Raw genomic sequence first — 14,374 nt, forward strand, 5'->3', positions numbered from 1 at the left:
TACCCATGAAACAAATAAAACGATATAGCCTCATCGCGGTATTGTTCCTGCTGGTTTCCTGCTACAAGGATAAGGGGAACTACACTTACGACGAGCTTAACAAAGTAGAGATCGTATTTGAAGGCGGCGGATTTCTGAGCCCCAGGGCCGCTGATACGCTGCATATCGAGCCGCAGCTTATCTACCGGGGCGATACGATGCCGGCCGGCGAACTTACGGAAAGCTTTTCGTTCACCTGGTATTGCAACAACGAAGAGATAAGCACCGGGCCCGTGCTGAATTATGCGGTGCGCGACCTGACCGGCCTGCGGCCATACGTGAAGCTGAAAGCCGTCAACAAAAAAGACGAATCCACCTTCCTGGAAGGGTTTTACGTGGATGCCATCCCGGCTTACCTGACTGGCTGGGTAGTATTGACGAAAAAAGACGGCCGCAGCATTATATCTTTTATCGATCCGGTCACATTCGAAGTGACGGCCGACTTTTATACCACGATCTCCGGGGAAGAGCTCGGGCCAGACGCCGTGGAAGTAAAAGAGCACTGGATGGCAAGCGCCGGGCTGAGCAACCCGGGAAACATCCTCGTCGTAAGAAACGATCCTGCGGGCAATATCGAGCTGGACGGCATCAAGCTGGGCCCTCTTTACAACACCAACAATTTTTTTCTCGGGAATACGCTTCCCACCGATTTTCGACCGCGGGGAGAGTTTTATATGTGGGATTACAGCATGATGCTGGACGATAACGGGAACATTTACACACGGAAACACGTGAACCCGGCATTTTCCCAGTCCGGCGTATATCCCAACAAACCCATGTTCATACCGGGCGGGGTGAAGTTCGACAAAGGATGGACCGGTACTTACCTCAGCGGGCAGACCATCCTGTACGACAAAACCAAAGGCCGGCTTTTCCTGGGCTCGGACCATGGCCTTGTGCTGCCGGTCAACTATATGCCCGGCCCTCCCGTACCTCCCGGCACCACCCTCATCAACGCGATGGATAAAGAAATGGTGTACGTGGGCAGGTTGCAGCAGGGAAGGTTCACCTCTTCCTACTACCTGGTGTTTTTTGACGGCAACCGGCATTTTGCGCAGAAGATCATGGTGATGGACCAGTTTTATACGATCCAGGCGCTGTTCATGTCCGAAAATCCTTTAGGCGTGGGCACAGCCAACGCGGAAAGTGTTTTCTGTCAGCTGCCCCGCATCGACAATTATCTCTTTTATTCCGGAGGCAGCGGCAACAAAACCCTGTACCTCTGGGAACACGGGCCGTCAAGAAGCTCCGAGTATTTCACTTTTGATTCCCCCATCAGAACGATTACCGCCAGTCAGAACCAGATCATGGGTGTACATACCCATGATCAGCTGATGGTGGGATTGGAGAATGGTGACATCTATATTCTCGGGATACTGTCAGACCAGATGGCCGACCCTTCCCGCCGTTTGATAAAAAAGATCGGTTTAGGAGAAGGCATGCCGGTAAGCAGCATGTACAAAATGGGATTTGGCTATACTCAAATGTAAACGACATATGCAACAACCAATCATAAAAGCAGAACAGCTTTCGCATCGTTATACCGCTCAATGGGCTATACGTGATATCGATTTTGAAATACCGGTCAAAGGCATTTACGGCCTGTTGGGAGCGAACGGATCGGGCAAGTCTACGATGATGAACATTTTGTGCGGCGTGCTGAAGCCCACGAAAGGAGATGTTTTCATCAACGGGATCGATATCCGCAAAGATGCGATCACCGCCAAAAGTTTAATGGGGTTCCTTCCGCAACGGCCTCCGCTGCACATAGACCTCACCATTGAAGAATATCTCACGCATTGCGCGGGATTGAGATTGATACCACGCAAGGAACAGGCGCGCGCGGTGAACGAGGCGCTTGATCAATGCGGGATCACCCATTTCAGGAAAAGACTGATACGGAATTTATCAGGCGGTTACCAGCAGCGGGTAGGCATCGCGCAGGCTATCATTCATAATCCCCGGCTGGTGGTGCTGGATGAGCCCACCAATGGCCTTGATCCCAACCAGATCGTGGAGATACGGAACCTGATAAAGGAAATCGCCCGGGAAAGAACGGTGATCCTGTCCACCCACATGCTCTCCGAAGTACAGGCAGCCTGCAACTACATCCTGATGCTGGCGGAAGGCCGCGTGGTTTTCTCCGGCAGCGTGGAAGAATTTGACCGTTATGCAGCCCCCGGCACGATCGTGCTCACGATGCTGGAGCCGCGGGGAATAGAGGAATTAAAACGGCTGCCGAACGTTGTGGGCGTGGAACCGCTCGGCACGGCCCGGTACCGGGTGAAAGTAGACAGTGTGGACGACATGCTGGAAACCATCATCGGCCAGAGCGTTCAAAACGGCTGGCGCCTGAGGGAGATCAACGCGGAGAAAAACTCCATGGATACCATTTTTGCCGAACTGTCAAAAAAACAGGTCCGGTCCTAAATACAGAAATCAAGATAATGAAACAGATCATAAGAATTGCCCGTACCGAATTGCAGCTGCTTTTTTATTCACCTATCGCATGGCTGATCCTTATTGTGTTTACCATTCAGGCCAGCCTCACTTTTACCGGCGTGCTGGGCGGTTTCGTCAATTTCAAGGAGATGGGATATAATCTGGAAGGTGTTACACTGAACCTGTATACCGATCCCTGGCAGGGATTTTATGCGAGGTTGCTCGGATATCTTTACTTCTACATACCCCTGCTCACAATGGGCATGATGAGCCGTGAGCTGAGCAGCGGTTCCATCAAGCTGCTTTATTCTTCACCGATCAGCGATGCCCAGATCATTTTCGGGAAATTTTTGTCCGTTGCGGCTTATGCGCTGCTGATGACCGGCATTGTGTTCCTCTTTACGCTGTACGGGGCCTTTGTAGTGGACAAATTCGATTTTCCCGCAACCCTGCCCGGACTGCTGGGCGTTTTCCTGCTGATCTGCGCTTACGGCGCCGTGGGGCTTTTTATGTCCAGCCTCACCTCTTACCAGGTAGTGGCCGCTATGGGCACCTTTGCCGTTTTTGCCGTGCTGAATTATACCAACCAATTATGGCAGGACGTTCCCTTCGTGCGCGATATTATGTTCTGGCTGACGATCGGCGGCAGAACGAACGAATTCATCGGCGGCATCGTGAGCAGTGAAGATGTCATTTATTTTCTCACGGTTATCGGTCTGTTCCTCGGGTTGTGCATATTCCGCTTCCGCGCCGTGCGCCAGAAAACCCGCCGGTCCGTTTCCCTGGGCCGTTACCTGCTGGTGATCGGCAGCGCGGTAATGATCGGTTATATCAGCTCGCGTCCCGCACTGATGTATTTTTATGATGCTACCAGAACAAAACTGCGCACGCTGACCAAAGCCAGCCAGGATATTGTCAGTAAAGCGGAGGGCGGTTTAACGGTCACCACTTATGCCAATGCGTTGGACGAAGACCGCTGGTTGTGGATGGGCATGCCCAGGGCCGAACTGGAAGATATGCGCCGGTTCAGGGAATACGTGCGGTTCAAACCGGAGATCAAAATGAATTATGTGCGTTATTACGCCAAAGGCAAAAATGAAAGGTCGCTGAATCACCGCTACCCCAAACTGAATGAGAGGGAGCGGATGGGAAAGGTCGCCCAGGCCTTCGGTGTGGATTCCGCTTTGTTCGTACCGGCGGATGAGATCGGCAGTATAAAAGAAACACTTGCCGGCGAGGAATTCAGGTATGTAAAGGTACTGAAGCGTGAAAACGGGCAGCAGTCCGTATTGCGTGTTTTTGATGATGCCATGGGCTTTCCTTCTGAAGCGGAAATAAGCGCCGCCATTAAACGGCTGGTGATTACGCTGCCCAAGGTAGGATTTGTGGAAGGGCATGGCGAGCGCGACTGCATCAAAGAAGGCGACCGTGATTATAACAAATTTGCCAGGGAAAATACTTTCCGCTATTCCCTCATCAACCAAGGCTTCGATTTCGAGCAGCTTTCCCTTGACAAGGAAGTACCGCCGCATATCAGCATCCTGGTGATTGCGGACGTGAAAACAGCCCTGCCGGAACTTCACCTGGAACACCTGAAACAATACATAGCCCGTGGAGGAAACCTGCTTGTCGCAGCCGAGCCCAAACGGCAGGGCACCATGAACGCCGTCACGGAAATTTTCGGCGTACAGCTGATGGAAGGCAGGCTGGTAAAACCCAGCAAAAACTACCAGGCTGATGTGATATTTACACGCCCGACAAAAAAAGCCGGCGACCTTGCGGATGCTTTTGGCGCCATTCAACGCAACAAACAGGTAGTAGTGATGCCGTCGGCAGTGGGCCTTCAATACAGCGGCGCCACAGCAAACGGGTATACCGCCGATCCTTTGTTCGTAACCGATTCCGCCGGCGTATGGAATGAGCTGGAAACGGTTGATTTTGTGGACGACAGCGCGGCCCTGAACCTTGCCGCCGGCGAAACAGAGGCCGCCAATATGGCTACCGCGCTGGCACTCAGCCGCAAGGTGAAGGAAAAGGAACAAAAGATCATTATCCTGGGAGATGCCGATTGTATCAGCAATGGAGAACTTGGCCATTCACGAAAGGATGTTATGGCTGGCAATTTCCTGCTGATCGCCGGGGCTTTCAACTGGCTGTCTGACTACGAAGCGCCTGTTGATGTGAGCCGCCCGCCATTTACCGATAATGATATTAAAATCGGGAAAGCAGGTTTCAAGGTTACAAAGATCGCATTCACGGGTGTTTTGCCTGCCGTGATGCTGATCAGCTACCTGGTAATATGGTTCCGGAGGAGAAGACAATAGTTTTGCACGCAAGAAGCTACAGGAGAGGACAGGCCGTGAACCTCGGTATTTCCGTTGAATAACGGCCTGTCCGCCAGCTGTAGCCCGTTTGCGGCGTTCCCCCGGCAGCGGGGCGGGAGAATGTTTCCGGGACAGCGTTTTTGCAATATATCTTTACCGGTTATTTTGCGGCAAACGGTTTAAGTGCCTGTTTCCATATACGAATCGCAGCGGCCATTTCCGTTTCGTCCAAAGAACAATAACCTATACGTACGAAGTCCTGCGGCCGCGAAGTATTAGGCTGGAAAAAATAGTTCGTGCCATCGCTGATCTTTAATCCGAGCTTTTCCGCATTCAGGGCGACTGTTCTGCCGCTTATGCCCTTTCTGTAAGTTGCCCAGATGGCCAGTCCGCCGTTGGGCCGGTCGAACGTTAAATATTCCCCCAGCTGCTCCCTGAGCAACCGGGAGGTATTTTCCAAACGCTCCCGGTAGATCTTGTGCGACTTTTTAATATGCCGGGCAATTTCGCCATTGCTCAAAAGCTCGGCGGTCGCTTCTTCCAGCAACTGTTCCCCTTGCCGGTCTATTAATTTACGAAGGGCGGCGGCCTCATTGATCACCACTTCCGGCGCCACCATAAACCCGATACGGATACCGGGTGCAATACTTTTGCAAAAGGAACCTACATAAATAATGTGCCCGCCCGTATCCACGCTCGCCAAAGGCAAAAGAGGATTGCTGGTAAAATGATAGTCAAAATCATAATCGTCTTCCAGCAATGCAAATCCGTATTTGCCGGCCAGGCTCATCAGCCGCATGCGCCGCTCTGCGCTGAGGGTTACAGTGGTAGGCCGGTGGTGATGCGGGATGATATAGATCAGCTTAGGCGGTTTTTTTTTGCACAGCTGTTCGATCCTGTCTACATCCATGCCATCTTTATCTACCGGGATATATGCCAGGTTGGCGCCTGCCATCCTGAAAGCCTGGTTCGCATCTATATAGCCCGGTTCCGGTACAAATACACTGTCTCCCGGGCGAACGAGCAGCTGTGTGGCTAAATAGATGGCCATCTGCGTTCCTTTGGTGATCAGTACTTCCTTTTCAGTGATCTGCATTCCTCTGGTGCGGTTTAAAAATTTAGCCAGTTCAACCCTGAGACGATAGGAACCATGCTCCGGGCCATACATGAGAAATTGATTTGCCAGGCGGCTTTTTCCCAATCTCCTGTACTCCCGCACCAGCTCGTCTATCGGCGCAATTCTGGGATCGGGAAAACCATCATCGATCTTATACAGCAGCGGCCGGGCCCCCGGCGCATTGGTTGTCCGGCTTGGAGCCGTTCCGGTTGCCACGTTAGAAGGCCGTTTCATGAATTTATAGCCAGGTTGCCCGCTACGTACCGGCTTTTTGCCGTTTTGGCCGGTTGAACGGACCGAAGTTTCAGGGAGGTCGCTGGAAACATATACGCCGCTTCTGTCCCTGCTTTCCACCCAGCCCTGCGCACCCAATTCCTCGTAAGCCGCCACCACCGTTTTGCGATTGATTTTCAGGCTCTCCGCAAGGTCCCGTGAAGATGGAAGCGCTTGTCCCGGTTTCAGTACGCCGCGGCAGATCAGCTGTATGATTTCCGATTCCAGTTGAAGATATAAAGGGCTGTGCTGCCCGTCTTTTTTGAATGAAATTTCAAGCAATTTTTTGATCATAACTGGACCCCTGTATTTTTTGAAATTGGACCACTAAGGTAACCAAACTAAGCGCTAGTTTTACATTGGAATCAAAGGACCAGCAGAATCATTTGTCCGGCTTATATCTTAAAATCATGTTGAAAACAATAATGTGCGGCAACATCCCTTCACCAACCGGATGTTCGCCGCTGAACAAAAAAGGAGGTATGTTATGAAAGCGATCGTTGTAACAGACCAGGCCGCGGGAACGGCCGGAATGAAGCTCGTGGAACGGCCCCAGCCGAATGGTGAAGGTGCGAACTACGGCGATGTTGTTGTACAGGTGTATGCGTCGGCGCTCACCGGCGATGAACTGTCCTGGCCGTCGACCTGGGTCGACCGCCTTGGCCGTGACCGGACGCCCTCGATCCCCGGTCACGAGCTGGCCGGAGTGGTCACCGCACTTAGTTATGGAACAACAGGCCTGTCAGTGGGGCAGCGGGTGTTTGGCCTTACGGACTGGACCCGCGACGGCACACTGGCGGAGTATGTATCCGTGGAGGCGCGCAACCTTGCGCCGCTGCCGGGCGACGTTGACTTCACGGTGGGAGCGGCCATCGTAATGCCGGGCCTTACCGCCTGGCAGGGGTTGTTCGAACACGGCCGTCTTCGCGCGGGGCAGACCGTGCTCGTGCACGGCGCGGCCGGCATAGTGGGCTCTATGGCGGTGCAGCTCGCACGGGAGGCCGGCGCGTACGTGATCGGCACCGGGCGCGCAGACGGCCGCCAGGCGGCGCTCGACTTCGGCGCGCAGGAGTTCGTTGATCTCGAAAACGACGTTTTGGAAGATGCCGGCGGGGTGGACCTCGTGTTCGACGTTCTCGGGGGCGACATAGCGAAACGCTCTGCGGACCTGATCCGCTCCGGGGGAACGCTGGTGACCATTACCGGCCCCACCGAGGCGCGGCCCGCTTACGGCCAGACGATCGACTTCGTTGTGGTACCCGACCGCGCGCAATTGATCGAGGTGGTGCAGCGGGTGCGCGAAGGGCGTATACGCGCGAACATCGGCACCATCGCTACCCTCGACGACGCCGTTGCCACTTACAATTCGGCCGGGCGGGCCAAAGGGAAGACGGTTATCCGCGTTCGCCCATAAAAAGAGCGGGGCTGTAGCCTCCGGGCGGAACATTATTGCACACCTCTGAACATTTTAGGAAACCATGGAGTATGTACATCCGTTTTGGATGGGCGTACTCCATTTTCTTTCAGGAAGGCTGCGGCCTTTCCTGGTAAAACCTTTTGAACTTAGCAGCACCAATGTTGTTATCAAAATAACGGCATTGGAATAAACCGGCGGACGATGAACGAACAATTAAAAATAGAACTGGTAAATCCCCAAACCAATGTGTTGGCATTTAGGCTGATACAGCTTAATGATGATGCGTATTTTAAAAGCCTGAAAAGCTTTAACTGCTATAAGATGATTCTGATCAAACAAGGGAAAGGTCAGGTTATTTTTGATACGGCGAAGTACGATTTCTCTGAAAACTGCCTGATCAGGTTTCCCATTTACCAGCCTTTTCAAATCGAGGCAGACGGCCCGCTTGACGGGATATTATTACAGTTTCACCCGGATTTTTTCTGGAACCATAAATACGATGTGGAATTAACCAGCAAACAGGTGCTGTTTAAAAATATCGGTGAAATCCCTTTAATAAAGATCGGCAAAGAAGAAATGGCGGAACTGCTTTCACCGCTGGATCATCTCCTTTCCGAGCTTAACAGCGACCGCCTCGGCCGTTATGACATAGCGATCTCATGGGTGAAAATATTCATGATCTACGCCTCGCGGATAAAGATGGAAAGAGGGGTGACGCATTCGGAGGCACTCTCGGAGGCGCATTACATTGTCCGGGAGCTGATCAATGCCGTGGAAGAGCATTTTCGGCGCAAACACCGGCCGGCGGATTATGCCAAACTATTGAACGTAACCGTCAAAACGCTGAACCGTATGGCTAAACAACACCTTGAAAAGACGGTGGGAGACATGATCTCGGATCGCATCATAACGCAAGCCAAACATGAATTATATTTAAGCGACAAACCCGTAAAACAAATTGCCCTTGAACTGGGATTTCAAGACGTAGCTTATTTCAGCCGCTTTTTTAAGCTGCGGGCCGCTGTTTCCCCCGATGTTTACCGTAAATCGCTCAGGGAAGACGCCGGTTAAACTGCGTTAAATAGCCATAAAGTACAAACGATTGTCCCTTCTGTCCATTCCGTTTTTAATCGTGGTGATCTTAATTTGCATTAAGAGATTTTCTATGATTGAAGAAGGCGATTTCAATTTTTATGAGCCGCAATACCGGGTTGGAAAGGAGAACAGGGATTTTTACCTGGACGTTATCCGGGGCCTGGCACAAGTTCCCAAAAGGCTGCCGTCGAAATACTTTTACGATAAGAACGGAGATCGTCTTTTCCAGGAGATAATGGCCTCCCCGGACTATTATCTTACCAGGTGCGAAATGGAAATTTTCACCTGTCAGGCCAAAGAAATTATTGACAGTTTATCAGCGGGAGACCTGGATTTTGAATTAATTGAATTAGGGCCGGGCAATTGCGCCAAGTCCATTCACCTGTTACGCGCCCTTGTTGCTGCAAATGCGTCTTTTAACTATGTTCCTATCGATATATCTGAAAATGTGATCAGCGGGCTGCAGTCATTTCTGCCCGGTAACGTTCCGGAATTACGATTTAAAGGATTGGCAGGCGATTACTTCGACACGCTGGCATTCCATTGTTTGTTGCCTGCAACCCGCCGGGTCGTGATGTGTTTGGGAGCCAACATCGGCAATATGACCGTAGCGGAAAGCAACCAGTTCTGCAAACAGCTGCGCGGTTATTTGCAGCCCGGCGACCAGTGTATTATCGGGTTCGATCTCGTTAAACATCCCGCTGTGATCAGGCGCGCATACGACGACCGGGCCGGGGTCACCAGGGAATTTAACTTAAACCTGCTGAAGAGGATCAACCGGGAATTGGAAGCCGATTTCAGGATCGACCGGTTTGATCATTATTGCAGCTACGATCCGCTGACAGGGGCGGCAAGAAGTTACCTTGTTTGTTTAAGCGACATGGTCGTGAATATAGCCGGTACCGACATTCCTTTTCAGAAAGATGAATGTATCTGGACCGAAATATCGCAGAAATATTCAAAGGACCAGATCCGTCAAATGGCGACGAACAGCGGTTTTATCCATACCTCGGAGTTTTTAGACAGCAGATCATGGTTTATGGATGCAGTATGGACCGCTGTTTAAAGGAAAAGACCCGGTTAAAAAGCAGGTATAGTCATTCTTCACATTCAAAACAAAAAAAATGCAAAAGGATCTCCAGGAGTTATCAGCCAACATGAATGAAATGGTGGTAAAAGGCCAGCTCGTTGATGCCGCTGAAAAATATTACGCATCCAATATCAGAACAGTTGAATTCGACGGCACCATCACGGAGGGTAGGCCCGCCGCTATGAAGAAGCTCAACGAATTTGTAGGTTCGATAAAAAAGGTGAAAGAAATTACGTTTCTCAGATCGGCTGTTGACGACAATGCCTCTTTCTCGGAATACATTTTGAGCTTCGAAATGACGGATGGAAGCGAGGTTTATTTGCATGAGATCGTCCGGTCGTTGTGGGAAAACGGCCAGGTGGTAGAAGAGCGGTATTTCAAAGGATAAGGTAATGATGAACATATTTCAGTAGTACCGGGAACGGACAAAGCATATAAAATGGATAAGGTTACTTTAAAGGCGACACTCATAAAGGCGCACCAGGAAACACTTCAGCGCCTGAAGGAAGACTATGCAAGCCATCAAAGCGGTGGAGATCTGAACCTGGAGGACGTTCGTGACGCCGACGACAACTCACACAGGGAACAGACCGAGGAATATCTGCAGGCTATGGAAAGACAAATTCACCAGCGGGAGAATGAAATAAAAATGCTTCGCGATCTGGATTTTGGCGGGAAAACATCTGTGACGGAAGGCGCAGTGGCATTGGTCAACGGGCAGTATTACATTATCGGGATACCTGCGTGCCAATTCGATTTTGAGGGGAAACATTTTATTGCAATGTCTCCCAATGCACCGTTTTACCTGGAACTTATGGATAAAAAGCAAAACGATTCCTTCGTTTTCAACGGCAGGAAGTTTACAATCGAATCTATTTTTTAACCTGAAAAACCCCTGTTATGTTAAAATGGCTTGATGTTATAAAATTTGCCGATAACGGCAACCCCATTCCTGATAAAAGAGTAGAAAAAACCGATGCGGAGTGGAAGGCGCTCCTTACGCCCGAGCAGTTCAGGATTACCCGGCTTAAAGGTACGGAGCGCGCATTCAGCTCGGAGCTTTGTTCTTATTTCGAGCCAGGGAAATATGCCTGTGTTTGTTGCGGAACGGAACTTTTCGATGCGGGAACAAAGTTTGAAAGCGGGACAGGATGGCCTTCCTTCACCCAGCCGGTAAAAGAAAACGCGGTTGCTTACCACAAGGATAACGCGTTTGGCATGCAGCGCATTGAAGCGCTCTGCAATACCTGCGACGCTCACCTGGGACATGTTTTCCCGGACGGTCCCAGGCCCAGCGGGCTTCGTTATTGTATGAACGCCGTTTCCCTGGAGAAAATAGAGACCATTAAAAACGCATAAAATGGAAAAGATCGAAATACACGAGGGCGGAAAGGGGATCTCTTTTTTTTCGCTGCATGTAGACGGCCAGGAAGTCGGAAGAATGACTGTTAATATTACTCCTGGTTTATTAAAAGCGGGATTCACAAGTGTTGGCCTTACGCAACGTAAAAACGGATATGGAAGGAAGCTGGTAAGCGCGGTAGTTGGTTATGCGCGCGAAAATAACCTGAAAGTAATACCGGAGTGCGGGTTTGTGGCCATGATGTTTAACAAATATCCCGATGTCTATGGAGACATCCGGGCGACCAACGAAACCGGTTCTGCCGCGCCCGGCAAATAAACGCAGCAATAAACTTATTTAAATAATTGATTTTATGAGCGACTTCTTAATGCCGAACGAACAAAATATTTCGGAAAAGAATAAAAAAATATTCGGTGAACTGAAGGGTTTGTTTGGCGTGGTTCCCAATATTTTCGCGGCATTCGCCAGCAGCGAGAACGGTCTTGAAAATTATTTCAATTACCTCACGCAAAAAAGCTCATTGAGCGATCGAGAACGTGAAGTGGTAAGCCTGGTGGTGAGCCAGGTGAATCAATGCCCGTATTGTCTCAGCTTCCATAGTGCGATAGCCGCGCGTCTTGGTTTCAGTAACGAGCAGATCCTGGATATCCGCGCCAACGACATCCGGTTTGACAGGAAATTGAAAGCCGTCGCTGCGCTGGCGCATAACATCGCGTTCACGAAAGGAAGGATCGTAGGGGATATTCTCGAAGACTTCTACGAGGCGGGGTACGATCAGGGGCACCTGGTAGACGTGGTGCTGGCGGTCGGTAACATCACTACGCTTAACTTATTGTACGCCATTACAAATGTTCCTATCGACTGGCCGAAGGTAGCCGTATAAGATTCCCATAAATTTAAAGACCATGATACGTAAAAAACAAACGGTACGTTTGTTCGCAAAAGACATTACGGGCGATCTCGTGAAAGACCGCCAGGAGGTTACCGTTAACTGGCGCGCAGGTCAGCTGGTGCTCGATGAACCTTCGTTCAATGGCGGAAAGGACATTGGTCCCGATCCGTTCACCACTGTGCTGTCTGGTTTGGTGGGCTGCACACTAACTACCCTGCGGATGTATATCAAAAGGAAAGGATGGGACATAACCGATATACATTGCTCGGTGAATATGCTCCAGCAAACGGAGCCGTTCAAAACATCGGTTTTCAGAACGCTTTCGTTCGGCCAGCCCGTAACCGACGAACAAAAAGAACGTTTGCTTTGGATTGCGGTAAACTGCCCGGTTGCAAAGCTGTTACAGGGGGAGATCAATATCGACACGCGGCTGTCCGACGATCCGGCTGTACCTGCGGGGACGGGGAATTATCCGCCATCGGATGAGGCTTCTGCCGATGTGACGGGAAGTTATTTGACGCAGTAATGAGAACGGGGAAAAGTTATAGGAGGCGTTAAGTTCATTTATTTATCCTTTAATGGACCGGATTGGCCTGAATAAGCAAAACCCGCTATCAGGGCGGGTTTTGCTTTGTCGGTGCGCGAGGGAGGACTTTTCCCCGGACCACTTCCTGGCTTGTATGAAAATGCCATAAGACGTTAGGCCGGATAACTCATGTTATCCGGCCTTTTACATGATTAACCCCTGTCCGGGTAAAAGAACATCCGCCCGATCTCCAGCCCCCATACTCCATGCACCACGAAGTAAGGCTGCACGATCCCTTTTTCACCCGCCTGCGGCAGAAGGAGGCTCGTGACAGACATCTTGCTGTTGCTTTCATCGTCAAAGAACGCCCACTGGTCGGTGGTGCCGGCTTTCGTAAAACAGATACTGGCGCCCTCCAGCATTTGGCGGTTAGCGAATTGCGGGTGCGCCAGGTAGTCGGCGTATGCCCAGGTATTGGGCTGCACGTTCCGGGCAAGGTAGGCGCGGTGCACCTGCCCGGTGGTGGCGTCTGCGCGGGTGAGGGAGATGTCTACCGGGTCGTTGCTGCCGGTGTAGCGCAGGTAGAAGCCCAGCGTGTTGGCCTGTGGATCGGCCGCGGGCGGTTGCGAAGGCACTTCCTTCCCGTCGATGTACAGGAAGCTGAAGTAGGCTTTGGTGCCGCTGGCGGGCAGCGGTTGCCGGAATACTTCCTGTTTCGTGACCGTATCCGTGATCACGACCATTTTGTGCTGGCGGTTGGTTGCATAGAAGTGTGTGGCGTTGAAATGCACGAGCGACTCCGGTTTGACGATAAAGTTGCCGGCCTTGACGGACGCATCGTATACGGTAGTGTCGAGTGATACTTGCAGGGCGTGGCCGGAACTGTTGTAGCCGGCTATCAGCACCTGCATGGCCCTTCCGGCACTGAGGTCTTCCTTGTTGCAGGCCGTAAAGGCCGCAGGCAGCAGGGCCAGCAGGGTCAGAATATGTTGTTTGTACGTTTGCATGGTGGGTGGTTTTAAAGTTCCAGGTTCTTCACGAAAGCCATGAGCGAACCGGAAGGATTTTCGGAAAAGATGTACAGTTTCGACGAAGCGACGCTTGCCGGAGGCTTTGGGGCGGAAGTACTGATGTTCCAGTTGTAACCCGTTCCGGCGGTGTAAAACTCGTTGGTGCCGGCTTTGTAAAGGTATACGACGAGCAGCACGGGGGTAGGCTGGCCGTTGTAGGTCTGCCCGGTGGTCGGAAAGGGCTCGATGGTGATGGTTTCGGAGAATTGGCCGGGCTTCACGTTCTTCACGCGCGCCAGTTCCTGGAACACCTTGGGCGTAAAGTACAGCTTGCCCACGGCAATGTCTACCGCGCCGTCGTATTTGGTCATGACGGGGTTCCACATATAAATGAGCTTGATCTTTCCCGCTTCGGGGGCCGGCGGCTCGGGCATTTCGCTGGCCACGCCGTCGAGGTAGAAGAAGTTGACTTTGGCGGCGCCGTCTTCCTTTTTCCACTCCCGTTCCAATACCTTCTTGCCGGATTCTTCGTCCGTAACGGACATCTTCACGGTCTTTTGCCCTTCGGGGAAGGTAAAGGCCTGGCTGACGGCAAAGGGGCCGTTGCCGATGCGGAAGAGCTGCCGGAAGGTGTCTACCTGCACGCGCAGGTATTGGTTGCCGGCGTTGAAGCCGGAGATGGTGAAGGGCATCATGTCGCCCTTGTACAGGAATTCGCCCTCTTTCCGGCAGGCCGCCGTGGTGAGTAGCAGCAGGACTAAAAGTATATGTGTCGCTTTCATGGTT

General features: G+C 51.5%; 15 protein-coding genes. 12 read left to right on the forward strand and 3 right to left on the reverse strand.

The features are described from left to right. Positions 1–5: 5 nt before the first annotated feature. Genes J7I43_RS14860 through J7I43_RS14870 form a run of 3 tightly spaced genes read left to right on the forward strand, consistent with a single transcriptional unit; the run spans position 6 to position 4,805 of the window. On the forward strand, positions 6–1,529 hold the full coding sequence (locus J7I43_RS14860) for a PKD-like family lipoprotein (RefSeq protein WP_209146509.1): 1,524 nt from the start codon (positions 6–8) through the stop codon (positions 1,527–1,529). 7 nt (positions 1,530–1,536) lie between these two features. Further along, positions 1,537–2,469, forward strand: a complete 933-nt coding sequence (locus tag J7I43_RS14865) for an ABC transporter ATP-binding protein (protein WP_209146510.1) — start codon at positions 1,537–1,539, stop codon at positions 2,467–2,469. Positions 2,470–2,486: 17 nt separating this feature from the next. Beyond that, positions 2,487–4,805: a Gldg family protein gene (locus J7I43_RS14870; protein ID WP_209146511.1), complete on the forward strand. Its 2,319-nt coding sequence runs from the start codon at positions 2,487–2,489 to the stop codon at positions 4,803–4,805. A gap of 160 nt (positions 4,806–4,965) precedes the next feature. On the opposite strand, the gene pdxR is transcribed toward J7I43_RS14870, so the two are convergent. Further along, positions 4,966–6,489, reverse strand: a complete 1,524-nt coding sequence (gene pdxR / locus J7I43_RS14875; RefSeq protein ID WP_209146512.1) for a MocR-like pyridoxine biosynthesis transcription factor PdxR — start codon at positions 6,487–6,489, stop codon at positions 4,966–4,968. 193 nt (positions 6,490–6,682) lie between these two features. Between pdxR and J7I43_RS14880 the strand changes: the two genes are divergently transcribed. From J7I43_RS14880 to J7I43_RS14920, 9 genes are all read left to right on the forward strand, one after another. After that, positions 6,683–7,609 (forward strand): NADP-dependent oxidoreductase, encoded by a 927-nt coding sequence (locus tag J7I43_RS14880; protein ID WP_209146513.1) that lies wholly within the window; start codon positions 6,683–6,685, stop codon positions 7,607–7,609. Positions 7,610–7,933: 324 nt separating this feature from the next. Continuing rightward, positions 7,934–8,683 carry an AraC family transcriptional regulator gene (locus J7I43_RS14885; protein ID WP_209146514.1) on the forward strand — a complete coding sequence of 250 codons (750 nt, stop codon included), beginning with the start codon at positions 7,934–7,936 and terminating at the stop codon, positions 8,681–8,683. A 94-nt stretch (positions 8,684–8,777) separates the two neighbouring features. After that, the gene (locus J7I43_RS14890; protein ID WP_209146515.1) at positions 8,778–9,773 is read left to right on the forward strand and encodes an L-histidine N(alpha)-methyltransferase; all 996 of its coding nucleotides are present in this window, start codon (positions 8,778–8,780) and stop codon (positions 9,771–9,773) included. A 58-nt stretch (positions 9,774–9,831) separates the two neighbouring features. Then, complete coding sequence (locus J7I43_RS14895; RefSeq protein ID WP_209146516.1) at positions 9,832–10,185, forward strand: hypothetical protein; 354 nt, start codon at positions 9,832–9,834, stop codon at positions 10,183–10,185. 51 nt (positions 10,186–10,236) lie between these two features. After that, on the forward strand, positions 10,237–10,680 hold the full coding sequence (locus J7I43_RS14900; RefSeq protein WP_209146517.1) for a hypothetical protein: 444 nt from the start codon (positions 10,237–10,239) through the stop codon (positions 10,678–10,680). Between the two features lie 17 nt (positions 10,681–10,697). Continuing rightward, positions 10,698–11,156 (forward strand): peptide-methionine (R)-S-oxide reductase MsrB, encoded by a 459-nt coding sequence (msrB, locus tag J7I43_RS14905; protein ID WP_209146518.1) that lies wholly within the window; start codon positions 10,698–10,700, stop codon positions 11,154–11,156. A 1-nt stretch (position 11,157) separates the two neighbouring features. Continuing rightward, positions 11,158–11,478 (forward strand): GNAT family N-acetyltransferase, encoded by a 321-nt coding sequence (locus J7I43_RS14910; protein WP_209146519.1) that lies wholly within the window; start codon positions 11,158–11,160, stop codon positions 11,476–11,478. A 34-nt stretch (positions 11,479–11,512) separates the two neighbouring features. Continuing rightward, positions 11,513–12,043: a carboxymuconolactone decarboxylase family protein gene (locus J7I43_RS14915; protein ID WP_209146520.1), complete on the forward strand. Its 531-nt coding sequence runs from the start codon at positions 11,513–11,515 to the stop codon at positions 12,041–12,043. Positions 12,044–12,065: 22 nt separating this feature from the next. After that, a complete protein-coding gene (locus tag J7I43_RS14920) occupies positions 12,066–12,578 on the forward strand; it encodes an OsmC family protein (RefSeq protein ID WP_209146521.1) in 513 nt (170 codons plus the stop codon). 212 nt (positions 12,579–12,790) lie between these two features. Here J7I43_RS14920 and J7I43_RS14925 read toward each other — a convergent pair whose 3' ends face one another. Continuing rightward, a complete protein-coding gene (locus J7I43_RS14925) occupies positions 12,791–13,585 on the reverse strand; it encodes a hypothetical protein (RefSeq protein WP_209146522.1) in 795 nt (264 codons plus the stop codon). An 11-nt stretch (positions 13,586–13,596) separates the two neighbouring features. Continuing rightward, entirely contained in the window at positions 13,597–14,370 is a 774-nt protein-coding gene (locus tag J7I43_RS14930) for a hypothetical protein (RefSeq protein ID WP_209146523.1), read from the reverse strand. Positions 14,371–14,374 lie beyond the last annotated feature (4 nt).

Origin of the sequence: Chitinophaga chungangae (assembly GCF_017742215.1) — a bacterium.
In the GTDB taxonomy this organism is placed as follows: Bacteria; Bacteroidota; Bacteroidia; order Chitinophagales; family Chitinophagaceae; genus Chitinophaga; species Chitinophaga chungangae.